This is a genomic window from Rhizobium sp. ERR 942, assembly GCF_007828395.1.
GTDB classification, from domain to species: Bacteria; Pseudomonadota; Alphaproteobacteria; order Rhizobiales; family Rhizobiaceae; genus Rhizobium; species Rhizobium dioscoreae.
In genome coordinates this window covers 311,236-336,451 of record NZ_VIUA01000007.1, presented here as the reverse complement: position 1 = coordinate 336,451, position 25,216 = coordinate 311,236, and the positions used below count along the sequence as shown (strand labels likewise).

Here is a 25,216-nt window from a genome sequence, read left to right as displayed (position 1 = left end):
CGATGTTGCAGCCCTGCCCGGCCAGATAGTTCGAGATCGCCGCAACGATCCCACGCGTCGATTGGCACGTCACTGTCAATACATAGCTCGTCATGCTGATCTTCCTCCGCCGTCCGCGGCCAAAATTCCGCTGCCGCGCCGGGGGAATGCACCCCGGCGCCTGAGCCCTGAAGGGCATCTTGCCGCCACGCACTCAGATATCGAGCGTGCTGTCGCGCTCCCACTGCGTGAAGTGCGAGCAGTAGGCGTTCCACTCCTGATGCTTGAGCTTCAGATAGGCTTCGGAGAATTCCGAACCGATCGCCTGCTTCAGCCCCTCGTCCTCGTCATAGGCACGCAGCGCATCGAGCAGATTGAGCGGCAGTCGCGGCGCATTCTTCACGAGATGACCCTCCGCATACATGTCGATATCGTGATGAGGCCCCGGATCGGCCATGCTGCGTAGGCCATCGAGGCCGGCAGCGATGATGACGGCCTGCAGCAGGTAGGGATTGACGGCACCATCGGGCAGACGCAGCTCGAAGCGGCCGGGACCAGGCACGCGCACCATATGGGTGCGGTTGTTGCCGGTCCATGTCACGGTATTGGGAGACCAGGTGGCACCCGATGTGGTGCGCGGCGCATTGATGCGCTTGTAGGAATTAACGGTGGGATTGGTGATGGCCGCCAGCGACGAGGCATGCTTCATGATGCCGCCGAGGAAATGCTTGCCCTCGGCCGACAGGCCGAATTCGGCCTCCCTGTCGGCAAAGACATTGATCCTGCCGTCATTATCCCAGACGGAGATATGGCAATGGCAGCCGTTGCCCGTCAGCCCCTTGAAGGGCTTCGGCATGAAGGTTGCTCTAAGACCATGCTTTTCGGCGATCGACTTGACCATGAATTTGAAGAAGGAGTGCTTGTCCGCCGTCTTCAAGGCATCGTCGAATTCCCAGTTCATCTCGAACTGGCCATTGGCATCCTCGTGGTCGTTCTGATAGGCGCCCCAGCCAAGCTCCAGCATATAGTCGCAGATCTCGGAGATGACGTCATATCGCCGCATGACAGCCTGCTGGTCATAGCAGGGCTTTTCAGCCGTGTCGTATTCATCCGATATCTTGGCGCCATCGGCGGTGATCAGGAAGAATTCGGCTTCGACGCCGGTCTTGACGCGCTTGCCCGCGGCTTCCGCTTCCTTCACGAGCTTCTTCAAGACGTTGCGCGGCGCCTGGGCGACCAGCTCGCCCTCCATCATGCAATCGGCCGCGACCCAGGCAACATCCTTCTTCCACGGGAGCTGGATAACGGAGGAGGCATCGGGTACGGCAAAAAGATCGGGATGGGCGGGCGTCATGTCGAGCCAGGTGGCAAAACCGGCAAAGCCGGCACCCTCCTCCTGCATCCCGGCAATCGCCTGCGCCGGGACCAGCTTGGCACGCTGGCCGGAAAAAAGATCCGTATAACTGATCATGAAATATTTGATGCCTTTGTCCTTTGCAAAGGCAGCAAGATCCAGTGTCATTCTCGTTCCCCTTTGGATTTCTTCGAGACACTTCGATGATGCATGCAGCGGCCGGACCTCTCGGCCCGGCCGGTATCTTAAAAGCCTCCCTTGCCCGGGTACCAATTGGTGCCGGCGAGCGGAATCTGCGCCATGGCGGCGGCCTCCATCGTCAGCGCACAGAGATCCTCCGGCTCCAGGTTGTGCAGGTGATTCTTGCCGCAAGCACGCGCGATCGTCTGCGCTTCCAGCGTCATCACCTTGAGATAATTGGCAAGGCGCCGGCCGGCTGCAATGGGGTCGAGCCGGCTTGCGAGCTCAGGATCCTGGGTCGTGATACCGGCTGGGTCCTTGCCCTCGTGCCAGTCGTCATAGGCGCCGGCCGTCGTGCCGAGCTTCTGATATTCTTCTTCCCATTTGGGATCGTTGTCGCCGATCGCGACCAGCGCCGCCGTACCGATGGCAACGGCGTCGGCGCCCAGCGCCAGCGCCTTCGCCACATCGGCTCCGGAACGAATGCCGCCCGAAATGATGAGCTGTACCTTGCGATGCATGCCGAGATCCTGCAGTGCCTGGACTGCGGGGCGGATACAGGCAAGCGTCGGCATGCCGACATTCTCGATGAAGACATCCTGCGTCGCAGCGGTGCCGCCCTGCATGCCGTCAAGCACGACGACGTCGGCACCGGCCTTGACCGCAAGAGCCGTATCGTAATAGGGGCGCGCACCGCCGACCTTCACGTAGATCGGCTTTTCCCAATCGGTGATCTCGCGCAGCTCCATGATCTTGATTTCGAGATCGTCCGGACCGGTCCAATCCGGATGGCGGCAGGCCGAACGCTGATCGATGCCCTTCGGAAGATTGCGCATATTGGCGACGCGATCGGAAATCTTCTGGCCGAGCAGCATGCCGCCGCCGCCGGGCTTGGCGCCTTGGCCCACAACGACTTCGATCGCATCGGCGCGGCGCAGATCCCTAGGGTTCATACCGTAGCGCGACGGGAGGTACTGATAGACCAGCGTCTGCGAATGGCCGCGCTCCTCGTCCGTCATGCCGCCGTCGCCTGTCGTCGTCGACGTGCCTGCGATCGTAGCGCCGCGGCCAAGTGCTTCCTTGGCATTGCCGGAAAGCGCGCCGAAGCTCATGCCAGCAATAGTGATCGGGGTCTTCAGCGTGATCGGCTTCTTGGCGAAACGGCTGCCGAGGACGACGGTCGTATCGCACTTCTCGCGATAGCCTTCGAGCGGATAGCGCGATATCGACGCGCCGAGGAACAGTAGATCATCGAAATGCGGCACCTTGCGCTTGGTGCCGGCGCCGCGAATGTCGTAAATGCCCGTCGCCGCCGCGCGGCGGATTTCGGCGAGCGTATGATCGTCGAAGGTAGCGGACTTGCGAGGCGGCGTGTGCGGATTGTGGTAGCTCATGAGGTCCCCTTCGCCTTAGTACGCGTCGGCATTGTCGATATTGAAATTATAGAGCTTGCGCGCCGATCCATAGCGCTTGAATTCCTCCGGCCTGACGCCGCGCACGCCGGCCTTTTCCAGAAGCTCGGAGAGCTTCTGCAGGTGTTCCGGGCGCATCTCCTTTTCGATGCAATCGGAGCCGAGGCTTTTCACCGAACCGCGGACGAAGAGCTTGGCCTCGTAGAGGCTGTCCCCCAGCGCATCGCCGGCGTCACCGAGCACGACCAGATGGCCTGACTGTCCCATGAAGGCCGACATATGGCCGATATTGCCGTAGACGACGATATCAATGCCCTTCATCGAGATGCCGCAGCGTGAGGCGGCATTGCCCTTGATGACAAGCAGGCCACCCTGCCCGGTCGCCCCGGCATACTGGCTGGCATCGCCTTCGATGACGACGGTGCCGGACATCATGTTTTCCGCAACGCCCGGTCCGGCCGAACCGTGGATGGTGACGTTGCCGCCATCATTCATGCCGGCGCAGTAATAGCCGACGGAGCCCTTGATATCGACAGTGACGGGCGCGTCGATACCTGCGGCAACAGCATGATGGCCGCGCGGGTTGACGACTTCGAAAGCCGTATCGTTGGTGCCGGCGGCGAGGCCATGAAGGGCGCTATTGAGTTCGCGCAGCGGCGTGACGGATAGGTCGAAAACTGGCATGTAAGATCTCTCTCGATTACGGCGCTTCTGATCAGGCAACCTTTTCGTGATCCCAGAAATAGACGGTCGCCGGCTCCGGCTCCCAGATGCGGGCATCCTCGATGCCCGGAAGACTGACGAGCGCACGATATTCGGAGCCGAAGGCGACATACTGGTCCGTCTCGGCCATAACTGCCGGCTTGCAGGCGATGGGGTCGCGAACGACGCCGAAGCCGGACTTGGTGCCGACGACGAAGGTGAAGAAGCCGTCGAGATCGTCGACCGCGCTTTCGAGCGCCGCCCCGAGATCCTTGCCCTTGGCCATCTCGGCCGTCAGATAGGCGGCCGCGACCTCGGTATCGTTTTCCGTCTCGAAGGTCATGCCCTCGCGCTTCAGCTCGCGCCGCAGGTTGTTGTGGTTCGATAGCGAACCGTTGTGAACCAGGCACTGGTCCGAGCCGGTGGAGAACGGATGAGCGCCGAGCGTCGTGACGGCCGATTCCGTCGCCATGCGCGTATGGCCGATGCCGTGCGTGCCTGACATGGCGGTGACGCCGAAGCGCGAGACCACATCCTTCGGCAGGCCGACCTCCTTGTAGATCTCGACGGTATCGCCGCTGCTCATGACCCGGATATTCGGGCGCAGACCCGCCAGAGCCACCCTGCCCTCTTCAAGCTTGTCCTTGGCAAGGGTGATGACGGCATGCGTGCTCTTAACCGCCACGGCCACGGGAATGTCGAGCGCCCGCCTCAGCTCATATTCCAATCCGTCGAAATCCTTGACCGGATCAGGTGACTGAACGGTGATCTTGGCCGAGCTGCCATTATCGTTGCCGTAGATCGCGATACCCGCACTATCAGGTCCGCGATCGGTCATCGTGATCAACATGGAAGACAGAAGCGCGCCGAGTTTCGGCTCCAGCGCCTTATCCTTCAAGAAAAGACCGACAATTCCGCACATGCCCAAAGCCTCCGTTTTCGCATCTGCAAAAATGGCTATCAGGTCCGTCGCGGTTTTTCAACTCAAAAGAATAATTTTTTCTTTTAAGGCAAGTCAGTCGGTCTTGCCTCGCTGTGGGTAACTAATGATCGAAAGGTATTTTGCCGGCAGTTTCACCAGCACCTCCGGGCCATGCGGAGCATCCGCATCGAAGAAGAGGCTATCGCCGGGCTGCATGGGGTAAAGCTGGTCCCCATGGCGGTACATGACCTCGCCCTCGAGCATATAGAGGAACTCCATTCCCTCATGCTGAAAGGTCGGGAAGACGTCGGAATCCGCCGTCAGCGTGATGAGATAGGGCTCGACGATGACGCCGCTGGAATTGTTGTCGATATGGCCAAGGAGATTATATTGATGGCCCGCGCGCGTGCCACGGCGTTCCAGCTCGACACCCTGGCCCGCCTTGACGAAGACGGCGTTGCGCGGCTCCTCATAGCGACGGAAGAATGCGGTCAAGGGCACGCCGAGCGCACGCGACAGCGATTGCAGCGTCGTCAACGACGGCGAGATATTGCCGTTCTCGATCTTCGACAGCATGCCGAGCGAGATCCCCGTCGCGGCGGCGAGATCCGTCACGGTGATGCCGAGCTTCTTGCGATAGGCGCGAACTTCGTGGCCGATCGCCATTTCGAGATTGTTTTCCTTCGGCTCGCGAACCGCATGCGGGTTTTGGGAGAAGGCCGAGCGTCCAGCATGGGATTGGTCGTCGGCCGATATCGTGTCTGCCTTGGTTTTCATTCTGTATCCTTTTTTGTCGGCAGGGCCTGCTGGGAAGAACTCTATCCTCCCAGTGAAATTTTCTCAACTGCGACGAAAATCAAACGCGGCGGGTTTCGCTGGGTGCCATGCCATAAAGCGAGCGATAGGCTCTGGAGAAATGCGCGCCGCTGGAAAAGCCGGTGGCGATGGCGATTTCGGAAATCGAAAGTGGACTTTGCTCCAGAAGCCGCCGGGCATGCCGCAGGCGTATCAGCCGATATTGATCTAGGAATGTCGAGCCGAGATGACTAGCAAACAGCCGGTCAAGATGACGCGGCGTGACACCTGCAATGCGCGCCATGGCCGTACGGTCGAGCGGCATCTCGATCGTTTCCTCCATTTTTGCAAGAACGCTGAGCAGGCCCGGATGGTGAACGCCGTAGCGTTCTGCGAGCGAACCACGTTGCGGCGCCGCTGGCTCGCCGACTTCGGTGTGCAGATACCAGTCGCTGACGCGCCGGGCGAAATCGGCGCCCATGTGCTCAGATATTAGCACATGCATCATGTCTAGCGGCGCGATGCCACCGCCGCAGGTGATGCGATTGCCATCGATGACGAAGCGTGCCTGGCGCGGCGCAAGTGCTGGAAAGGCTTCGAGCAGGGCCGGCGCATGCTCCCAATGAATGGTGAAATCGCGCTCGGCCAAAAGCCCGGCGGCGGCAAGCAGATAGGGGCCACCGGAGATGCCACCGATGCGCACGCCCTCGCGTGCGAGCTGGCGGAGGCAGGCGAGAACCGAAGGGTAGTGCCAATCGCGCGGCGAGCCGCCGGCGCAGACGAAGACCGTGCCGAGCTCGGATCCGCGACCCGGGAGAGGGTCGGCCGGCACCGGTACACCACCAGAGGATACCGCCGGGATGCCATCCGGCGAAAAAATCGACAATCGATAGATTTCACGTCCGGCCAAAAGATTCGCGGCGCGCAACGGCTCGCTCGCGGAAGCATAGGACATCAGCGCGAATCCCGGGATCAGGACGAAGCCGATGGACTGACTATTTCTTGCATCGATTGGCGCCATGTCCCTTTTCTATCGAAAGAGGTCCTAATTGGGCAAGTCGGCATTTGCCACTCTGTCATCATGAGCGCATTCACAGCGGATCGAACCATGCGCTATTCGGCTTTCTCTGTTTTCCTCAACGGTCTTCGCGGCAACACCGGCTGGGCGCCCGCCTGGCGCCAGCCACAACCGAAACCGCATTATGACGTCATCATCGTCGGTGGCGGCGGTCATGGGCTGGCAACCGCCTATTATCTGGCCAAGACCTTCGGCATCACCAACGTCGCCGTTCTGGAAAAGGGCTATCTCGGCTCGGGTAATGTCGGCCGCAATACGACGATCATCCGCTCGAACTACCTGCTGCCCGGCAACAATCCGTTCTACGAGCTCTCGATGAAGCTCTGGGAAGGGCTGGAGCAGGATTTCAATTTCAACGCCATGGTCTCGCAGCGCGGCGTTCTCAATCTATTTCATTCGGATGCTCAACGCGACGCCTATACCCGTCGCGGCAACGCCATGCGCCTGCACGGCGTCGACGCGGAATTGCTCGATCGCGAAGCTGTTCGCAAAAAGCTGCCCTTCCTGGATTTCGAAAACGCCCGCTTCCCGATCATGGGTGGCCTGTTGCAGGCGCGCGGCGGCACGGTGCGCCATGACGCAGTCGCCTGGGGCTATGCCCGCGGCGCCGACAGCCGTGGCGTCGACATCATCACCGGCTGCGAAGTGACTGGTATTCGTTCCGACAATGGCCGGGTCCTTGGCGTCGAGACCACGAAGGGCTACATCGGTTGCGGCAAGCTGGCGCTCGCGGCCGCGGGCAATTCCACGGTGGTCGCCGACATGGCGGGTCTGCGCTTGCCGATCGAGAGCCATGTGCTGCAGGCCTTCGTCTCGGAAGGCCTGAAGCCGTTCATCGATTGCGTCGTCACCTTCGGCGCCGGCCATTTCTATGTCTCGCAGTCCGACAAGGGCGGTCTCGTCTTCGGCGGCGATATCGACGGATACAATTCCTACGCCCAGCGCGGCAATCTCGCGACCGTCGAACATGTCGCCGAAGCCGGTGTGGCGATGATCCCGGCGCTGACGCGCGTGCGCTACCTGCGCACATGGGGTGGCGTCATGGACATGAGCATGGATGGCTCTCCAATCATCGACCGGACGCATATCGACAACCTCTATCTGAACGCCGGCTGGTGCTACGGCGGTTTCAAGGCCACGCCGGCGTCGGGCTATTGCTACGCGCATCTGATCGCCCGCAACGAGCCGCATGAGACAGCAATGCAGTTGCGCCTCGATCGCTTTCGGCGCGGCTATCAGATCGATGAAAAAGGCGTCGGCGCCCAGCCGAACCTGCATTGAGGACATGATGACATGGCAAGCCTGATTTCCTGCCCTCACTGCGGCGCCCGGCCCAAGGAAGAGTTCACCATCAAGGGCGATGCGAACCTCAGCCGCCCGAAAGCCGACGCCGGCGCGGAAGACTGGTACGATTACGTCTATCTGCGCGACAATCCGAAGGGGCTTCACAAGGAGTATTGGCATCACTCATCCGGTTGCCGCCGCTGGCTGATCGTCGAGCGCGACACTGTTACCCACAAGGTCCATGGCGTCAGCGACGCGGCACTTGCCAAGCTTGGGGGCGGCGCATGAGCAGCTATCGTCTTTCCTCCGGCGGCCTGATCGATCGTTCGAAGACCCTCGCCTTCAGCTTCGACGGCCGGGATCTGACGGGCCATCCCGGCGACACGCTTGCCTCCGCCCTGCTCGCCAATGGTATCCAGCTTGTCGGCCGCAGCTTCAAATATCATCGCCCGCGCGGCATCTTGACGGCGGGTGCCGCCGAACCCAATGCCCTTGTCACGACCGGCACGGGCGGACGAACTGAAGCCAATACCCGTGCCACGATGATCGAGCTTTACGATGGGCTCACGGCGCGCAGTCAGAATCGCTGGCCGTCGCTCGGCTTCGATATCGGCGCCGTCAACGGCTTGTTGTCGCCTTTCCTCAGCGCCGGCTTCTACTACAAGACCTTCATGTGGCCCGCCGCCTTCTGGGAGAAGGTCTACGAACCGCTGATCCGCAAGGCCGCCGGTCTCGGCAAGGCATCCTATGAGGCGGATCCCGATTCCTATGAAAAATGCTGGGCGCATTGCGATCTGCTCGTGATCGGCGCCGGACCCACAGGTCTTGCCGCGGCGCTGACGGCGGGACGCGCCGGAGCGCGGGTGGTTCTTGCAGACGAAGGCTTCGCCCTCGGCGGCGGTTTGCTCGCAGAGAAGAATCCGACGTTCGAAAGCATGATCAATGAGCTCGAAAGCCTGTCGAACGTGCAGTGCCTGCCGCGAACGACAGTTATCGGCTGGTACGACGACAATGTCTTCGGGGCGGTCGAACGCGTGCAGAAGCATGTGGCGACGTCTGATCCGCGACGGCCGGTCGAGCGCCTGTGGCGCATCATCGCCAAGCAGGCGATCCTCGCGACCGGAGCGGAAGAGCGCCCAATCGTCTTCGGCGGCAACGACATTCCGGGCGTGATGATATCAGGCGCAATGCGCAGCTATCTGAATCGGCAGGCGGTTGCGCCTGGCAAGCGCACGATAGTCTTCACGACCAACAGTTCCGGCTACCGCACCGCCGCCGAGCTCGAGGCAGCGGGCGTCGAGGTTACCGCCATCGTCGATAGTCGCGCCGATGGCAACGATCTCTGGAACGGCAAGGCACAAGTCTTGGCCGGCGCTCGCGTCATTGACGCGCATGGCGGCAAGCAGCTGCGCCGTGTGACCGTGGCGAGCTCCTCCGGTAGCCGGGAAATCGAAGCCGACGCGCTTGCCATGTCCGGCGGCTGGAGCCCGATCATTCACCTCGCCTGCCATCGCGGTGCAAAGCCGACCTGGTCGGAAAAGTGTGCAGCCTTCCTGGCCCCTGAAAGACAGGATGGCTTGCTGATTGCCGGCTCCGCAGCCGGCCTTGCCTCCACCGATAGCTGCCTTGGCGACGGGGCAATGAAAGCCGCCGAGGCGCTGGAAGCAATCGGCCTTGGCAAGATCGTCCCGGCCTTTGCGTCAATGGAGGAAGTACCGCCTGCTGCCAAGCCGCTCTGGTTTGTCAAAGGTGGCAAGGGCAAGGCCTTCGTCGACTATCAAAACGACGTGCACCTCAAGGATCTCGGCCTTGCCGTTCGTGAAGGCTATGGCGATGTCGAGCTTGCCAAGCGCTATACGACCAACGGCATGGCGACCGATCAGGGCAAGCTCTCCAATGTCAACGCCATCGGCATACTCGCCGAGGCCCGCGGTGTATCGCCGGCCGCGGTCGGCACCACGACGTTTCGTCCCTTCTATACGCCGGTCACTTTCGGGGCGCTGACGGGCGCCTCGCGCGGCAAGCACTTCCAGCCCGCGCGCAAATCCCCTTTACACCAGTGGGCAAAGAAGAATGGCGCGATCTTCGTGGAAACCGGGCTTTGGTATCGCTCCTCCTGGTTTCCGCGCGAGGGTGAAAAAACCTGGCGCGAAAGCGTCGATCGCGAAGTGCTGAACATCCGAAAAAATGCCGGCATCTGCGATGTCTCCACACTCGGCAAGATCGAGATCTTCGGCAAGGATGCCGCCACTTTCCTCGACCGTATCTATTGCAACGGTTTCGCCAAGCTTTCCGTCGGCAAGGCGCGCTACGGCATCATGCTGCGCGAAGACGGCATGATCTATGATGACGGCACCACCAGCCGGTTGAATGAAGACCATTTTTTCATGACCACAACGACAGCGCTTGCCGCCGGCGTGCTCACCCACCTGGAGTTCTGTGCCCAGACGCTCTGGCCCGAGCTGGAGGTCTGTTTCGCGTCGTCAACCGATCAATGGGCGCAGATGGCGGTCGCCGGACCGAAGTCGCGGTTGATCCTCTCCGAAATCGTCGACGAGGATATTTCCAACACCGCCTTCCCGTTCATGAGCGCGCGCGCGGTCTCATTGTTCGGCGGCAAGCTTGAGGGTCGCCTCTTCCGCATATCTTTTTCCGGGGAGCTCGCCTACGAGCTCGCCGTGCCGGCGGCCTATGGCGAATTCGTCGCCGACGCCATCATGGAGGCGGGTCAAAAGCATGAAATTTGCGCCTATGGCGCCGAGGCGCTTGGCGTCATGCGTATCGAGAAGGGTCATGTCACCCATGCCGAGATCAACGGCACGGTAACGCCAGGCGATCTTGGCTTTGCCCGCATGGTTTCGGCGGCGAAGCCTGATTTCATCGGCAAGGCGATGCTCGCGCGCGATGGTCTCCAGGCCGCCGATCGGCCTCGCCTCGTCGGTGTCAAACCGGTGGACCCGGCAACAAGCTTCCGTACCGGCGCTCATATCCTTGCGGACGGTGGGGCGGCGACACTCGAAAACGACCAAGGCTATGTGACATCGAGCGCCTTTTCCCCCAGCCTCGGCCATACGATCGGGCTCGCTCTCATCAAGAATGGAGCGGAGCGCATCGGCGAGAAGGTCGTCGTCTGGAACGGGCTTAGAAACGAATACACGGATGCAATGATCTGCAGCCCGGTCTTCCTCGACCCGCAGAATGAGAAACTCCATGCCTGATTTGCCGATATCGAAGCCGGTCCTTGCCGGAAAGGCCGTCCTGCAAAGCGAGACCATCCGGCTTGAAGCCCTGCCTGAGGGACATCTCCTGCATGTGCTGGGCACGACCACGAGCGAAGAGCTTTTGGCCCATCTTCCTGTGGCCGGCCTCAAGCGGAGTTCCGTACGCCCGGCGGGATACCGGCAATGGTTCATCGCCGGTAACGAGCAGCTCGTTCAATCCCAAAGGCGGACTCTCGCCGATGCCCTCGCCGGCCGCGCCTTCATCTGCGACCAAAGCCACGGCCGTATCCGCCTCCTGGTTTCGGGCCGGGACGCGCCCCGGATACTCAACAAAGGTACGGCCGTCGATCTGCATCCATCGAGCTTCCCGGAGGGGCGCAGTGCCATGACGCTTTTCGGTCATATCTCGGTGCAGCTTACGCGCATCGGCATGAACGATTTCGAGCTGACTGTGCTGCGCAGCTTTGCGGAATCGCTTTATGAGGAACTCGAGGCTCTGGTTCGATCTCAGGATGCCGAGCAGCTCGCGCTCTGAACCACATCTCTGGCGCGGACATGGTCGGGCAGGGCTATCTTGCCCGCAACCGCAATACGCGCAAAGCGCGAGGTGCGCCTCAAACACAACGTTAGTAAGAAAAACTTATAATTAGGTCCCTGTTAACCATCTTGAGCTTAGAGATTGTTGATCCAGAGGCACGTCCGCCTTCCCCTGTTTTGCGAATAAATCGTTCATGTCGATCATCCACGCCCTCGGCGCAAATAGCGGTCGCCTCATCAGAATCACCTTTGGTCCGGGTGGACGCGAACGCCCGCCAGTACGCGCGACGGGCAAAGCCAAACTCGCCAAAGCTCGCATCATGATGCTCGCGGGTGGGCTGCTCGTCTGCTATGTGGCGATTTTTGCCAGGCTTACCTATTTCGATATGGAGCCGAGGACCGACACCTCGGCGATTCCGCCTGATCATGTCAGCGCCGCGCGCCCGGATATCGTCGACAGAAACGGCGAATTGCTCGCAACCGATATTCGCACAGTCTCGATGTTTGCCGAGCCCAACCGCGTGATCGATCCGGACGAGGCAGTGGAAAAGATCGCCTCGATCTTTCCCGATATCGACCGAAAATCACTTTATAAAAAGCTTTCCGACCGCCGCTCGCATTTTGCCTGGCTGCGCCGGCAGCTGACGCCGAAGGAACAGAGCGAGATCCTGGCGCTCGGCATTCCGGCGATCGGCTTTCGGCCTGAGGTCAAGCGTTTCTATCCGGGCGGGCGAACAGCCGCACATATTCTCGGCTATGTCGATATCGACAATCACGGCGTCGCCGGCATGGAGAAATACCTCGACATGCAGGGCCTGTCGGATCTCGCTTCCACGGGCCTGACGAGCCGCGACCAATTGGAGCCGGTACGGCTTTCGATCGATCTTCGTGTTCAGAACGTTGTGCATGACGTGGTGTCGGATGCAATCGGCCGATATCAGAGTCAGGCGGCCGGCGCCGTCATCCTCGACATCCATACCGGCGAAGTGCTGGCCATGGCCTCGGCTCCCGATTTCGATCCGAACGATCCGCAGGCTGATGTCAAAGGCTGGCTGAACCGCATGTCGAACGGCACCGACGAGATGGGCTCGGTGTTCAAGACCTTCTCGATCGCGATGGCCGTCGACACGGGCATGGTCAAGCTGACGGATACCTTCGACGCCAGCGCCCCTCTACATTACGGCGGCTTCACCATCCATGACGACCGCGACGTGCCGCGGCGTGTCCTGTCGATCCCGGAAATCTTCCGCTATTCGTCCAACATCGGCACGGCCAAGATGATGGATAAGGTGGGCATGACCATCCAAAAGAGCTATCTGACCCGCTTCGGGCTGTTGACGAAGATGCAGACCGAACTGCCCGAGGTGAAGGCGCCCAGCCAGCCAAAGGTTTGGAAGAAGCTCAATTCTATCACCATCGCCTTCGGCCACGGCGTCGCCACCACGCCGATGCAGACGGCCGTCGCTGGCGCAGCCCTCATTGATGGCGGCAAGCTGATCGAGCCTTCCTTCCTTCCGCGCACGCAGGAAGAAGCGGAAAAGACCGAGACGATGATCGTCAAGAAGAGCACCAGCGACACGATCCGCTACCTTTTCCGTCTGAACGGCGAACAGGGCACCGGCAGAGCCGCCGACGTCCCCGGCTATCATGTCGGCGGGAAGACGGGCACCGCAAACAAGGTCATTCACGGCGTTTACTCGCACAAACTCAGCTTCAATTCGTTCCTGGCGGCATTTCCCATGGATAATCCGAAATATGTGGTGCTGGCCTTCATCGACCAGCCGCTGACGGGTGTTCACAACCTGAACCTCGCTGCAGAAACGGCGGCCCCCATGGTCCACGATATCATCAGCCACGCCGCGCCGCTGCTCGGCGTCGAGCCTGATTTCGGATCGAACTTGCTCGCCGCCTACTGAGGATTGGGTGTTTGATCCCTAGCTTCGATGGGCAAAGTCACGCCTTTCTCGAAAGCCGCGGCTTGATGAAATGCGTCTTGCCCCAAAAGACAGGGCTCGCCACCTCAGCTTATGTTCCACAATGAATCTATCTTATACAATTTAAGATTGTATATTTCAAATCACTACCGATACTAGGTTTAGCTATTTCTCGCACCTCCCTCGACGGGCATTTGTATGTTTTGCTGTTGGTCTTGCCCCGACAAGCGGGGCAAGCATATTATCGCGAGGTAGCCGGTGAGTTCTTCACCGATCAGGCAACCTCCCGCGCTAGTGTTTCAAAGATTGGCGTCAGCCGCCGATGGCGGCCGACCGGTGGATGCTCGATTTCCACCAGACGCCCGGATTTCTTCTGCCGTTTCAGCCATTCGCGCAGGGTTTCGGCGCTTGTATGATCAAGGTAGTGCAGGCGCGTGCCGGCAATCCTGATCTTGCGACCCTCGGGAAGCGTTTCCAGCATATTGAGCAGGGCGGGAACATCCTTGCATGTCGCCACGCCCACGAGGTCGAGATGGATGGTTTCATCCTCTTCCAATCTGTCGATGGCGAGCTTGCGACGCAGATATGGAAGGATTTCCAATATGGACAGCGCAAGACCGAGTGCCACGCCCACAAGCAGGTCCTGAAGCACCACCATCGCGACCGTCGCGGTCCAGATCCCGACAGGGACCCAGCCGTGATGATCGAAGAGATGCCGGACATGATGAAGACTGATCAGCCGCCATCCTGTCACCAGCAGCACCGCGGCAAGCGCCGTCAGCGGCACCATCGCGAGCAGCTCCGGCAGAAACGCCACCAGTCCGAGGATCCAAACGCCATGCAGCACGGCCGACGCCCGCGAGCGCGCGCCAGCCTGAATATTGGCGGACGACCTGACGATGACACCGGTGATGGGCAGCGCACCCAGCAGACCGCAAAGCCCGTTGCCGATACCCTGCGCAAACAGCTCCTTGTTGAAGCGGGTCCGCACGCCATCATGCATGCGATCGACGGCGGCGGATGAGAGCAGCGTTTCCGCACTGGCGATCACCGCGATGACCAGCGTCGTCACGATGATGCCGGGCTCGACCATCCTGGCAAAGCCATCCAGCGTCGGCAGTGTAATGCTTTCGATAAGGGAGGACGGCACCTCCACTCTTGCGATTGGCAGCTGCATGCCAACCGTCAATATCGTACCGGCCGCAACGCCCACCAGGGCACCGGGTATCAGCATCAGTGGCTTCGGCCTGAATTTCTCCCAGGCGATCATGGCCAGCAAGGAAATCAGCCCCACGAGGAGAGCGACTGCTTCACGCGTCAGCCCCGCGCCCCATACGCGAGCAAAGGTCTGCTCCATGGCGGTGACGTTCTCGATGCCTCCGGCAGCCGGTCTCGCCCCCATCAGCACATGGATCTGGCCAAGAATGATGAGGATGCCGATCCCGGCGAGCATGCCGTGGACGACCGCGGGTGAAATCGCCCGGAACCACGAGCCGATCTTCAGGAATCCGGCAAGGACCTGCAGTAAACCCGCAACGATGAGAACCGGCCCGAGCATGGCGATGCCATATTGCTCGACGAAGCCGAAGACGATCACGGCAAGGCCAGCGGCCGGCCCTGATACCTGAAGCGGAGATCCCGCCAAAAGGCCGACGACGATACCGCCGACAATGCCTGAAATGAGGCCCATCGCCACCGGAACGCCTGAAGCCACGGCAATGCCGAGGCAGAGCGGTATGGCGACGAGGAATACGACGAGCGATGATGCGAGGTCGCGTGAAAGAGCAGAGCTTGACATCATCGGCCTACTCCGCGGCTTGCGGGATCACATGCGGACGACCACGACCCTTAACCGCGACAGCCAAGGGCCTGTCCTCAAGGATTTCCGTGAAGCGAGCGGCCGTACCGTCATAGACGAGCACCTCCCCCGTCTCGATATCGAAGAACCATCCATGCAGTGTGATGTCGTTGATCGCAAGCTTGGCGGCGACGGAAGGATGCGTGCGCAAGTGGTCGAGCTGAACGACGACGTTTTCCATCGCGATGGCGCGAACCCTTTGACGCTCGGACAGGTCGGCGGGGTAGGCTTCGCAGACGATCGAATGGGCGGCATGACTGTGCTTCAGCCAGGCGGCGACATTCGGCATCGGTTTCAAAAGATCAGGATGGCAAAGCCCTTTCATCGCACCGCAATCGGAATGCCCGCAGACGATGATATCACGAACGCCGAGTGCTACGACCGCATATTCTATTGCCGAGGACACACCGCCATTCGCCGTGGAAAAGGGAGGAACGATGTTTCCGGCATTGCGGCAAACGAAGAGTTCGCCGGGGCCGGATTGCGTGATCGTTTCAGGCATGACCCGGCTGTCGGCGCAGGAAATCATCAGCGCTTGCGGCTGCTGCCCCTCCTCCGCCAGCTTGCGATAAAGTGCCTGATGGTCGGGAAAGACGGCACCGCGAAAGCTGGAGATCCCTTTAAGCAAATCACCCATTGTCGAGTCCTTGTAATGGGCCGGACGGCAGGCAGGGGGCGTACCCATGCCCGGCGGGTTGGAATGCGCGATCATCTCGCAAGTGCGAGATAGGAACTGGAAACGGGAAGAAAATAGCGAGCGCCGAATTAGCGTAGCCTAATTTATAAAAATCTTGTGAGTGGACTGTGAGATCCTTTTAGTTGACCTCCGGCGCATGCGTCACAACGACAGCCCATATGAGACCATTGGACGGTGCTCTTCCAATCGGTAAGGTCCGTCCCTGATCTGCGAGCCTCGCCGACTATGATCCGGATGGCCGCTGCTAGGCCTGCGGATCGCTTCTCGCCGGCCGTCTCCTTGACCGGCAGCCTAGAGGCGCCTTTGCATCAAGCCACCGGCGGGTGGTGGCTGGAAATGGGCGATAAGGTTATTGACGCTCACCGCCTTCGGATGCGCAAGCAGGCGCCGCCGGCAATTATCGTTGGAAACGTCGCTTTCGACCACGTGAATTTACTCATAAAACCGCTCTGTGATCTTCCCGTCAATTGGCGGGCAGACTAATGACCGCCAAGTCCGAAATCGCTAGGGTGATCCGCCCCACCCGCCTCCTTCATGAAGGCGAGCAGCAGCTCGCTCAGCCGGCCCGGCTGCTCCTGCTGGATCCAGTGACCGGCGCCGTCGATCAGCTCGATGCCAGCCATCTTCGTCGCTGCCTTTGTCCTCATGATATCGAGCGCGCCCGGCGCCGCGTAGGTGCCCCAATCGCTCTTCCCGCCGACGAAGAGTGACGGGATATCGATCGTCCTGCCCGAAAACAGGCGCAACTCGGCATTCAGGTCAGGATCGGAATAGACGCGATAAGTCTGCAGCGCGCCCTGAAATCCGGTGCGGCCATATTCCTCCGTGTATATGTCAAGTTCCGGCTCGGTGAGCCATTTGCAGGTTTGGACCTCGGCGGCGGAAGGCTGGAATGGAGCGACAGTCTCGGGCATCGTCTTGCCGAGATCCATGACATAGTAGGTGGGCATTTTTGCAAGCTCCGTGGCGGTTCGCGCCTGCAGCGGCTGCGGCTTGTTTCCCGGCCAGTCGGCGCTCTTGACGTAGAAAAAGGTACGAAGAAACGCATGTAGACCTTGAGGGGGGTGCCACATGTCGTCATTGGCCTCCCGAGTGCTCAAATATTGCTGATAATACTCTCTGGGCGGATCGAGCGCAGCCAGCGCGGCCGCCAACCTTTGATTGTCAGTGTTCGATTGGACCGGCGACGATGCCTCGCTTTGCGCGGTGTTGAACGGAAATGCCGGCGGGCCGGGGAAAGGCGCGCTCATCAGCACCACCGATGGAAAGACGTCAGGTCGAGCGAGCGCGCAATAAGCCGCCACGGGCGAACCGAAGTCGTGCCCGACAAGAATCGTCGTGCGCCGATACCCCAGCGCCGAAACCAGCCCGAGCGCGTCGCGCGTCATGTTCAAGAGGCTGAAGGGCGCGAGCGGGGTGTCATAGCCGTTCATCCAACCGGTGGTGCGGCCAAAACCCCGCTGATCGGGCGCCACGACATGGTACCCCGCGTCAGCCAGAATCGGAATCAGATGTCGCCAGCCGTAAGCCAAATCCGGAAAGCCGTGCAGAAGCAGCGCGAGCGGCCGGCCGGCGTTTTCGTAACCGGCCTCGAGAATATGGACATCAAGGCCGTTGACCCCGTGGATCATGCGCGAGCGGACCCCCTTGGGAAGCGTTCCCCCGCCGTAAGGTGGTGTAGTCAAAGCACTTCCTCCCATGGGGTTTGAGCGAGCCGATCGAAGGGACGCGGCAACCAGACTGGCCGCGCCCATCGCCAGGACGGCGCGTCGGGACATCGATGGTTTGAAACGAACGGGATGATTCATCCGCCAGCCTTTTTCTATGGTGATCACCATAGTATGGCGATCGCCATAGCCTCGTCAAGCGAACCGTGTTATGTTTATTGCATGCCACGTAAGACTGACGCCCGCGCCAACGCGATTGCCACGGCCCAAAGACTGTTTCGCATCCAAGGCTATACCGCGACTGGATTGACCCAGATCATTGAAGAAAGCGGTGCCCCTAAAGGATCGTTCTACTTTCACTTTCCACGCGGCAAGGCACAGCTCGCAGAAGAAGCAATCGATCAATACGTCGCGAGCCGAATTGCGGTTTTGCGAAATATCTCCGCGAACACGGCCGGCGATGCGGAAAATTTCGTTCGCCAGATTTTCGGAACATTCGCCGCCGAAATGGTCGCCTCCGACTTTCAATATGGCTGTCTGATGCAAAATCTGGCGAATGAACTGCCCGCGCTCGACGCTGAGCTGACCAAAAGGGTCGCGCGCGGATTTGTCGATTCGACCGAGATTATTGCAGAGCATTTCAGGCGGTGTGGCTTCGCTCCCGCGCGCGCGTCCTCCACCGCGGCCGCTTTGGTAGCCGCGCTCGAAGGCGCGCGAACGATCGCACGCCTGGAACGCACGCCGGCCGTATTCGAGGCACTGGCGGAGGTTAGTTGCCAGAGGTGCTTACCACCGGCATGACTACGGGCAGCGTCCTCTCGACAAAATAATATCGCGACACATGCGCTGCCGCGCGAACGTGATCGCTCCCGGCGCCACCCATCAAAGATCTGGATGCAGATCCCTGACGGTGCTCACACTCTCCAGTTGGGACGCGACCGCCAGGATCGTCGACTCCGCCAGCCAGCTGCCGACGATCTGGACGTTGATCGGAAGACCTTCCCTGCTCGTGCCGAACCGCATTGAAATTCCCGGCAAGCCGGTGACGTTGAGCGGCACGGTCGCACCCTGCAGATATGTGGCGTCGACCGCCCGGCCATTGATGACGAACTCCTCCTGGCCGTGCTTGTGGGCCGGCAAGGGCAGCACCGGCGTGATCAGCGCATCGAACTTCTGGAAATACTCGGCGAAGCCATCGCGCAGACGCTCGGCCGCCTGCTCGGCCTCGATGAAATCTGCCATGGAGGTGTCCGGTAGCGACAGCATCGTCTTGGACATCTTGTACATCTGGTCTTCGTGCCCGGCGGTCGCCTCCGCGAAGGCCTGCTTCATCTCCATCACGTGGATACGATTGAAGACATCGAGCGCAAAATCCCTTTCGAGCGCGGGAATGCGCACCGGCTCGACATGTAGCCCGAGACCTTTGAGCGCCCCGGCGGCCGCCTCGACCACCTTGGCTACTTCAGGGTCGATCGGCCCGAAGCCCGGTTCGACCAGCCAACCCACCCGGAGCTGCCGATAGGGCTGACGGCCGATACCGGCGTCGAATTGAACAGTGCTCGTCGCGAAAGCGTCATGGCCGTCAGGACCGGCAAGCTGCGAGAAGGCGAGCGCCAGGTCGCGGATGCTGCGGGCCATTGGACCTACGTGCCAGAAGCGGCGCGGCGCGCGCGGATAAATGCCGGTCATCGGCACACGGCCGTGCGTTGCCTTGATGGACGAGATACCGGTCTGGGCGGCCGGTCCACGCACCGAGATGGCGAGATCGGTGCCGAGGCCGATCGGCGACATGCCCGCCGCAATCGCGGCCGACTCGCCACCGCTCGAACCGCCCGGCGTCCGCGAGAGATCCCAGGGATTGTTGGTGCGGCCGGTAAGCAGATTGTCGCTTTCGATCCAATAGGAGAATTCAGGAAGATTGGTCTTGGCGAGCAGGATACCGCCAGCCCTCTTCATGCGTGCGACGCTGGTGGCGTCGGCATCGGGCATGCGTCCCTTGAAGATCGGCGAGCCGCGCTGCGTCGCCACGCCGGCGGTATCGATCGAGTCCTTGACCGTGAAGGGGACGCCATGAAGGGCACCGAGCTCATCACCCGCGCGGACCGCGGCGTCCGCCGCCTCGGCCTTTTCCAGGGCGTCTTCGGCGAGTGTGACGATCGCATTGATCTTCGGGTCAACCGCCTGGATGCGATCCAGATGGGCCTTGACGACCTCGACCGCTGAAACCTCGCGGCTGCGGATCATCTCAGCGAGCTTGGTCGCGTCTGAATAGATGATGTTCTCACTCATGGCTTTCTCTCTCTTCCGGCTACGTCCGCTCCGGACGTGGCCAACCTAACGTTCGTTAGGGAGAGATAAACCCTTTCCTTTTTGTGCGTCAACCCCTATCTAACATTTGGTAGGGCAATAACCATTCAATCCTCGCCGCTGAGATGACGATGACGAATTCAAAGGAAGCGATCCTGGCCGCTGCCAGGCAGATCGCTCAATCACATGGCTACAGCGGGCTGAACTTCCGCGATCTCGCGGCCCAGGTCGGGATCAAGGCAGCGAGCATCTATCATCACTTCCCAAGCAAGGCGGGGCTCGGTGCGGCGGTTGCTCGGCGCTACTGGGAGGATACCGAACGGGAGCTCGATACCCTCCTTATAAACGCGGCCGATCCAATCAGCGCGCTACGGGAATATCCGAAAATCTTTCGAAGGTCGCTGGAGAGCGACAACCGACTTTGCCTCTGCAGCTTCATGTCGGCGGAATATGATGACCTTCCAGATGAGGTGACGGCGGAGGTTCAGACCTTCTCCGACGTCAATGTGGCCTGGATCAGAAAGGCGCTCGCCGCCGCCGGCGTGACGCGCCCAGAAGACAGCGAGGCGCGGGCACGTGCGATCTTTGCGGCGGTCGCCGGAGCTCAGCTGATGGCGAGAAGCCGCTGCGACATATCATTGTTCGACGCCTTGATCGAAAGCTACCGAGCCACGGGGCTCCTGCCGGCATAGACGTGATCCGCGCTCGGTTGCCTATTAGCATTCAATTCAACGCGCCGCCGGCATTCGCCCAGCTTAGCTCCACCTGCTCAATCACCGGCTCCAGGCTCCTTGCAGGACGGCATCAGGGTGCCATGGGCGGCTCGTTCCGCTTCATATGGATTATGCCGGCTGGAGCCCGCGGCCTCACCTCTCGAGTGGCAGGATCTGCGTATCGGTTATCAATGCCCGCAAAGCGCTGATCACCTGGTATTTGCACGGGGGTATGAGAGGAGCGGCGAGATCGAGCCGATCCCCGAAGCATAGATCACCACGACAATTGCGGATGCCTGGATCACACGATGTCGGTGACAAACTCATCACGGCTTCGTCGGACCTTCTTCAGGTGCACGAGCCAATCGCCCTCTGGGGCTCGGTATCCAATCGGCAGCATGACGACGCTGCGCAGCCCCTTCGATCGCAGGTCCAATATCTCGTCGACCGCGGCCGGGTCGAAGCCTTCCATAGGTGTCGAGTCCACCCGTTCGAAGGCTGCCGCGATGACGGCGACGCCCAAGCCGATATAGGCCTGCCGGGCAGCAGCTTGATGATTGGCCTCTGTTCCCTGCGCGGCGACTATACTCAACAGTTTCTTGCGATAATTTTCCCAGCCCTCGTTTCTAAAACCTCGAACCTCATTGGTGAGGTCGAACATCATGTTGACGCGAGCAGCGGTGATGTCGTCCCAGGCAGCAAAAATCAGCAGGTGCGAGCAGTCGGTGATTTGCGCCTGATCCCAGGCCGCGGCTCGAATTCTCGTGCGGACGTCCTGGTTGCTAACGACAATCAGCTCGAAGGGCTGAAGCCCGCTCGACGTGGGTGCTAGGCGCACCGCCTCGACAATGCGCGAGAGCGTGTCGGGGGCGACGCTCCTGCTCGGGTCGTATTTCTTGGTCGCATAGCGCCATTCCAGACGTTCATTCACAGTCGTCATCGTGGTTTTCCTTTTCGTCTCGTATCCGGACGGCAATCGCATCGCTGCCGTGTCGAAATAGAGGTAGCCTCACTGTGGAGCTAGGAAAATTAGGGTTCGTCGCATTATAATGCTGCAATATGTGCAGCAATCCTGCTTCTCTGAAAGCGATTTGGAGGCGATCCGATAATCATGTATCTCGAACAAGCGCGGACCGACGAACTTGCAGCACTCGTGGCTGTTGCCAGGGAAGGCTCATTCGTCGCGGCAGCCGCCATGCTCCGCCGACACCCGACCATTGTGTCCAAACGTATCGCCGCGCTGGAACGACGCCTCGGCGTGCGTCTGCTCGAAAGAACGACACGGCGGGTTCGACTAACGGAAGCCGGTGCCCAGCTCGCGGAACGCATTCTAAGTGCAACCAACGCCATTTTAGAGGCCGAGCAGGAGGCGGCCGCCGGCGGTATCGAGCTCAAAGGTCGGCTGCGCCTGGCCTTCCCGGCGGCGATGGGCCGGCAATGGCTGGCGCCTGCGATGCCAGCTTTTGCTCGCCGATATCCAGGCCTTGACATCGAGGTCGACTACGCCGAGCGGCATGTCGATCTCATCGGCGAAGGATTTGACGCAGCAGTACGCCTTGGAACGCTCGGTGACAGCCGTCTTGTTTCACGCAAGCTGGGCGACCACCGGATCGTTCTCGGCGCATCACCGGATTATCTCGATCGCCATGGGATTCCCGCCTCTCCCCGCGCGCTCGTGGACCACAACCTCCTTCGATATACCGGGCCAGTGCTGGTGCCGGAGTGGCGCATGCGGAAAGGCCCCCTTCGCGAGACGATCCTGCCTTCCGGAAGCTATCGATCGAACGACATCGATACGCTGCTCGAAGCGGCACGGCAGGGAATCGGCATCGTCGGCTTCGGCGAGTGGTCCATGGCCCGTGACTTCGCTGCCGGGACGCTCGTCCGGCTCCTACCTGAGTGGCAGTTCGAGATCGATGGCGGGATCCATCTTGTCCGTCCGTCCGCGAAATTCACGCCGGCACGAACTGAAGCGTTTATACAGTGGATCACGACACTATTCGCTGGCGGGCTTCCATGGGAGAATCAGAGTATACGCAATGAAATGCAGGTTCCGACCTGCTGATCGGGCGGGCTACCGAGTGATCCCGCGGCTTTTCCGTTTCGGGAAGACGCGGCTTTACGATGCAGCGCTCTCTCACCACATCGGCTGCTTCTCGGACACGGCCCCATCACCTTGATGGCCTTGCTCCGACGACCACTCGATTTCATCGAACGCGTGCCGCCGCAACAGCATGAAAATCGCTTCGTTTATGTCGCGTCCGTCGAGGAGGCTTGGATTGTCGCACAACACATCAATCGTCCGTTGAGTGACACGTCTCGCGACCGCCTCGGATCTGGTAAACTTGCGAGCCCAAACCAATAACGCTTCGCGAAAATTGGGATCATCTGGAATAGATGCGTATTTCCGAAAGGGCATAATACCGCTCCCTCGGTCTTGCAGGCGGGAGCACGTCTAAGCCCTCCGTCGTCACCGCCTACGTATTCGGTTGGTGCCGATACTTCATCTTACGCTTCGAGAAAGACGAGTCCACCAACTTCTATGAACGCTAGCGAACAAAGCTTTCGGGAGCTCTTAGGCCTAAGTCCCTACTTGATCGGGACTTTCGTCCGTATTCACGAGCAGTGCTCATGGCATACTACATTTAGGGCGCGGGTTAGCGCGCCGCAGCTGTACATAAATCGGAATGGAAAGACATGAAAAGAATCGTAATCGCAGCGTTGGCGCTCGCCACGACCTTGGCCGCGTCCCCGGCATTCTCTCAGGTCTACTTTGAATACGGAGTTGGGCCTCGCTACGACTATGATGCGCCGCCGCCGCGTTATTATCGTGCTCCGCCGGCCTACGCGGATGATGGGTACTATGACGGCCCACGCTACAGATATCATCGCCGGTGCTGGACCGAGAGACGCTACAGCTACCGCCATCATCATCGGGTAGTGGTGCGCGAAACCGTCTGCGATTAGTTGGCGCGAAAGACCCAGTTGTGATTCCGCCTGCCCGTCTTCGGATACCCCTGGCGGCATTCACAAAACCGCGGCACAATGATAGATTGGATCGTGCAAGTTACTGAACTCAAGTTCACAGCCGACACGCGCGATAGTGCTACGCAGCCGCCCTGCCTGGGCCCACCGGGCACGGCAATTCATCTCAGACCACTGAAACCTTTCCCAATCGCCGCCCGGTGGCGTGGTCTATTCCAGGGCGGTTCGGCGCTTCATCCAATCAGGAAATCGCCCTTTGTTTTTTCGCAATTCCGGACGAACACCGCTTCGTACTTTTCCGGGAACTCTAACGGCTCGCCGACTGACCGGCCGTGCCTATGAAAGGATTGCGCTTCAGCGCGGCAAGCACGGCCCATGCCGTCGCTCCTATATGGGGAAGGCGGAAGTACTTGAAGTCAACGGAGGTGGAGTCGGGCCCAACCTTCAGGCCGGTCGATAGCTCAGCGTTGACCGTGGCATAGAGCAGGCCATCGGGGGCAACTTGCCTGGAAATCGTCTCGAACAACGGCTCAGCCTCTTTCCCCCTGCCGCTCAGACGAAACACGAGGGCGGCCTGGGCAGTGCCCTCAAGCCAGGTGCCGTCGCGGTCATTGTTGAAGTCGAAACCACCATCAACGCCATGATTGCGTTTCGTCCATTCCAGGACGCGCGCGCGCCTGAATGCATAGGCCGGCACGGCGATGAGCGGCCACAATTCGGCGTCGAGACCCGACATCCTTGTATTCGGCACGGCGCTGTCCGGCAGGCTGCCGACAAAGAAACGACCGTCCTCGAAATCCCACATGGCCTCCAGAAACGCGCGCGCTTTCTCGGCGTGATGCATCCAGTCGCCCATGGGATCGAGCCCGGCAAGCCAGCGATCCGCCGCATAGACATCGAGGTTATGTTCCGTGGATTTCCAGCCTATGCGTTCCGGTGAGGGCTCCTGACCAAAAAAGCCTCCGAAATAACCGGGATTTTGCGGATCTGCGGTGCTGCGATGGATCCAGTCCATGATTGTCCGAGCGGCATCCAGATAGGGCCTTCGGCCGGTCTGTTCGTAGGCGGTCAGCAATGCCAGCGCCCCCCAGGCCGTGCTGCCCGTCGCGCTGCCGACCTGATAGTCGTCTTCAATCCAAGACTTGCTAACGGGGCTCCAATAGCCCGGAAGCAGCATGCTGCCGTTATCCTCAACCGGGCCGGCGCGATAGGCGTTTCGGAGCCGCCCATCGTGATAAAATCGATCCGTCTTCAGCGCGAGCACCAATGCATCGGCGACCCGGCCCGCTTCCGACTTTCGGCCACAGGCATATAGCGCCATGACCGCCAGTGCGTTGTCATAGGTGAAGCCCGCATTCTCGAGCGCGGGATGGAGCGGCGAAGCATCGGCCGGAGGCTCGTAGCTGCGGAAGACGAAAGGCTGCGCCGGCTCGCCGCTCATATGCGCAACAAGGCCGGCGCAAAGCCTTGCGGCGAGTTGAACATGCCGCTCCTCGCCTGCCCATGCCCCGTTTACCCAACATGCGACGACGGCGCCGGCCAGAAAGGCCCTGAAAAAGCTTCGCATATATCACCCTGGGTCTGTCGAATG

General features: G+C 60.5%; 22 protein-coding genes and 1 pseudogene. 9 read left to right on the top strand and 14 right to left on the bottom strand.

Annotated elements, in window-relative coordinates:
• The 7 genes and pseudogenes from purU to FBZ97_RS27560 form a co-directional block, all read right to left on the bottom strand.
• A pseudogene (purU, locus tag FBZ97_RS27590) lies at positions 1 to 94 on the bottom strand (formyltetrahydrofolate deformylase); the annotation flags it as partial.
• 99 nt (positions 95 to 193) lie between these two features.
• Positions 194 to 1,501 carry a type III glutamate--ammonia ligase gene (glnT, locus tag FBZ97_RS27585; protein WP_069614851.1) on the bottom strand — a complete coding sequence of 436 codons (1,308 nt, stop codon included), beginning with the start codon at positions 1,499 to 1,501 and terminating at the stop codon, positions 194 to 196.
• Between the two features lie 77 nt (positions 1,502 to 1,578).
• Positions 1,579 to 2,907: an FMN-binding glutamate synthase family protein gene (locus tag FBZ97_RS27580; protein ID WP_112724650.1), complete on the bottom strand. Its 1,329-nt coding sequence runs from the start codon at positions 2,905 to 2,907 to the stop codon at positions 1,579 to 1,581.
• Positions 2,908 to 2,922: 15 nt separating this feature from the next.
• Entirely contained in the window at positions 2,923 to 3,609 is a 687-nt protein-coding gene (locus tag FBZ97_RS27575) for a GXGXG domain-containing protein (RefSeq protein ID WP_112724649.1), read from the bottom strand.
• 31 nt (positions 3,610 to 3,640) lie between these two features.
• Complete coding sequence (locus tag FBZ97_RS27570) at positions 3,641 to 4,549, bottom strand: glutamine amidotransferase family protein (RefSeq protein ID WP_145323043.1); 909 nt, start codon at positions 4,547 to 4,549, stop codon at positions 3,641 to 3,643.
• A 93-nt stretch (positions 4,550 to 4,642) separates the two neighbouring features.
• Entirely contained in the window at positions 4,643 to 5,326 is a 684-nt protein-coding gene (locus FBZ97_RS27565; RefSeq protein ID WP_113352091.1) for a helix-turn-helix domain-containing protein, read from the bottom strand.
• A gap of 79 nt (positions 5,327 to 5,405) precedes the next feature.
• Positions 5,406 to 6,365, bottom strand: a complete 960-nt coding sequence (locus tag FBZ97_RS27560) for a GlxA family transcriptional regulator (protein ID WP_113391138.1) — start codon at positions 6,363 to 6,365, stop codon at positions 5,406 to 5,408.
• A gap of 87 nt (positions 6,366 to 6,452) precedes the next feature.
• Between FBZ97_RS27560 and FBZ97_RS27555 the strand changes: the two genes are divergently transcribed.
• The 5 genes from FBZ97_RS27555 (at position 6,453) to FBZ97_RS27535 (ending at position 13,380) form a co-directional block, all read left to right on the top strand.
• Positions 6,453 to 7,703 (top strand): sarcosine oxidase subunit beta family protein, encoded by a 1,251-nt coding sequence (locus tag FBZ97_RS27555; RefSeq protein WP_145323041.1) that lies wholly within the window; start codon positions 6,453 to 6,455, stop codon positions 7,701 to 7,703.
• Between the two features lie 12 nt (positions 7,704 to 7,715).
• On the top strand, positions 7,716 to 7,994 hold the full coding sequence (locus FBZ97_RS27550; RefSeq protein ID WP_113391140.1) for a sarcosine oxidase subunit delta: 279 nt from the start codon (positions 7,716 to 7,718) through the stop codon (positions 7,992 to 7,994).
• A complete protein-coding gene (locus tag FBZ97_RS27545; RefSeq protein WP_145323039.1) occupies positions 7,991 to 10,924 on the top strand; it encodes a sarcosine oxidase subunit alpha family protein in 2,934 nt (977 codons plus the stop codon). Before FBZ97_RS27550 ends, FBZ97_RS27545 begins: the two co-directional genes overlap by 4 nt.
• Positions 10,917 to 11,462: a sarcosine oxidase subunit gamma family protein gene (locus tag FBZ97_RS27540; RefSeq protein ID WP_145323037.1), complete on the top strand. Its 546-nt coding sequence runs from the start codon at positions 10,917 to 10,919 to the stop codon at positions 11,460 to 11,462. Before FBZ97_RS27545 ends, FBZ97_RS27540 begins: the two co-directional genes overlap by 8 nt.
• Positions 11,463 to 11,658: 196 nt before the next feature.
• Positions 11,659 to 13,380, top strand: a complete 1,722-nt coding sequence (locus FBZ97_RS27535; protein ID WP_145651031.1) for a penicillin-binding protein 2 — start codon at positions 11,659 to 11,661, stop codon at positions 13,378 to 13,380.
• 292 nt (positions 13,381 to 13,672) lie between these two features.
• Here FBZ97_RS27535 and FBZ97_RS27530 read toward each other — a convergent pair whose 3' ends face one another.
• The 3 genes from FBZ97_RS27530 to FBZ97_RS27520 form a co-directional block, all read right to left on the bottom strand.
• Positions 13,673 to 15,199 carry a SulP family inorganic anion transporter gene (locus FBZ97_RS27530; RefSeq protein ID WP_145323033.1) on the bottom strand — a complete coding sequence of 509 codons (1,527 nt, stop codon included), beginning with the start codon at positions 15,197 to 15,199 and terminating at the stop codon, positions 13,673 to 13,675.
• Positions 15,200 to 15,203: 4 nt separating this feature from the next.
• Positions 15,204 to 15,893, bottom strand: coding sequence for a carbonic anhydrase (locus FBZ97_RS27525; protein ID WP_145323031.1), 690 nt, complete (start codon positions 15,891 to 15,893; stop codon positions 15,204 to 15,206).
• A 539-nt stretch (positions 15,894 to 16,432) separates the two neighbouring features.
• On the bottom strand, positions 16,433 to 17,638 hold the full coding sequence (locus tag FBZ97_RS27520) for an alpha/beta hydrolase (protein WP_246661865.1): 1,206 nt from the start codon (positions 17,636 to 17,638) through the stop codon (positions 16,433 to 16,435).
• 204 nt (positions 17,639 to 17,842) lie between these two features.
• Between FBZ97_RS27520 and FBZ97_RS27515 the strand changes: the two genes are divergently transcribed.
• Positions 17,843 to 18,421 carry a TetR/AcrR family transcriptional regulator gene (locus FBZ97_RS27515; RefSeq protein ID WP_197044223.1) on the top strand — a complete coding sequence of 193 codons (579 nt, stop codon included), beginning with the start codon at positions 17,843 to 17,845 and terminating at the stop codon, positions 18,419 to 18,421.
• Positions 18,422 to 18,502: 81 nt separating this feature from the next.
• Here FBZ97_RS27515 and FBZ97_RS27510 read toward each other — a convergent pair whose 3' ends face one another.
• A complete protein-coding gene (locus tag FBZ97_RS27510) occupies positions 18,503 to 19,909 on the bottom strand; it encodes an amidase (protein ID WP_113421536.1) in 1,407 nt (468 codons plus the stop codon).
• A gap of 149 nt (positions 19,910 to 20,058) precedes the next feature.
• Between FBZ97_RS27510 and FBZ97_RS27505 the strand changes: the two genes are divergently transcribed.
• On the top strand, positions 20,059 to 20,619 hold the full coding sequence (locus FBZ97_RS27505) for a TetR/AcrR family transcriptional regulator (protein WP_162749484.1): 561 nt from the start codon (positions 20,059 to 20,061) through the stop codon (positions 20,617 to 20,619).
• Positions 20,620 to 20,941: 322 nt separating this feature from the next.
• On the opposite strand, the gene FBZ97_RS27500 is transcribed toward FBZ97_RS27505, so the two are convergent.
• Complete coding sequence (locus FBZ97_RS27500; protein WP_113352103.1) at positions 20,942 to 21,580, bottom strand: NAD(P)H-dependent oxidoreductase; 639 nt, start codon at positions 21,578 to 21,580, stop codon at positions 20,942 to 20,944.
• A gap of 171 nt (positions 21,581 to 21,751) precedes the next feature.
• Here FBZ97_RS27500 and FBZ97_RS27495 point away from each other — a divergent pair, with 171 nt between their 5' ends.
• On the top strand, positions 21,752 to 22,705 hold the full coding sequence (locus FBZ97_RS27495; RefSeq protein WP_113421493.1) for a LysR family transcriptional regulator: 954 nt from the start codon (positions 21,752 to 21,754) through the stop codon (positions 22,703 to 22,705).
• A gap of 72 nt (positions 22,706 to 22,777) precedes the next feature.
• Here the strand turns inward: FBZ97_RS27495 and FBZ97_RS27490 are convergent, their stop codons facing one another.
• Positions 22,778 to 23,059, bottom strand: a complete 282-nt coding sequence (locus FBZ97_RS27490) for a hypothetical protein (RefSeq protein WP_113421492.1) — start codon at positions 23,057 to 23,059, stop codon at positions 22,778 to 22,780.
• A gap of 278 nt (positions 23,060 to 23,337) precedes the next feature.
• Between FBZ97_RS27490 and FBZ97_RS27485 the strand changes: the two genes are divergently transcribed.
• Positions 23,338 to 23,607, top strand: coding sequence for a hypothetical protein (locus tag FBZ97_RS27485; protein ID WP_113391152.1), 270 nt, complete (start codon positions 23,338 to 23,340; stop codon positions 23,605 to 23,607).
• A gap of 325 nt (positions 23,608 to 23,932) precedes the next feature.
• Here the strand turns inward: FBZ97_RS27485 and FBZ97_RS27480 are convergent, their stop codons facing one another.
• Positions 23,933 to 25,192 carry a hypothetical protein gene (locus FBZ97_RS27480; protein WP_113391153.1) on the bottom strand — a complete coding sequence of 420 codons (1,260 nt, stop codon included), beginning with the start codon at positions 25,190 to 25,192 and terminating at the stop codon, positions 23,933 to 23,935.
• Between the last annotated feature and the right edge of the window lie 24 nt (positions 25,193 to 25,216).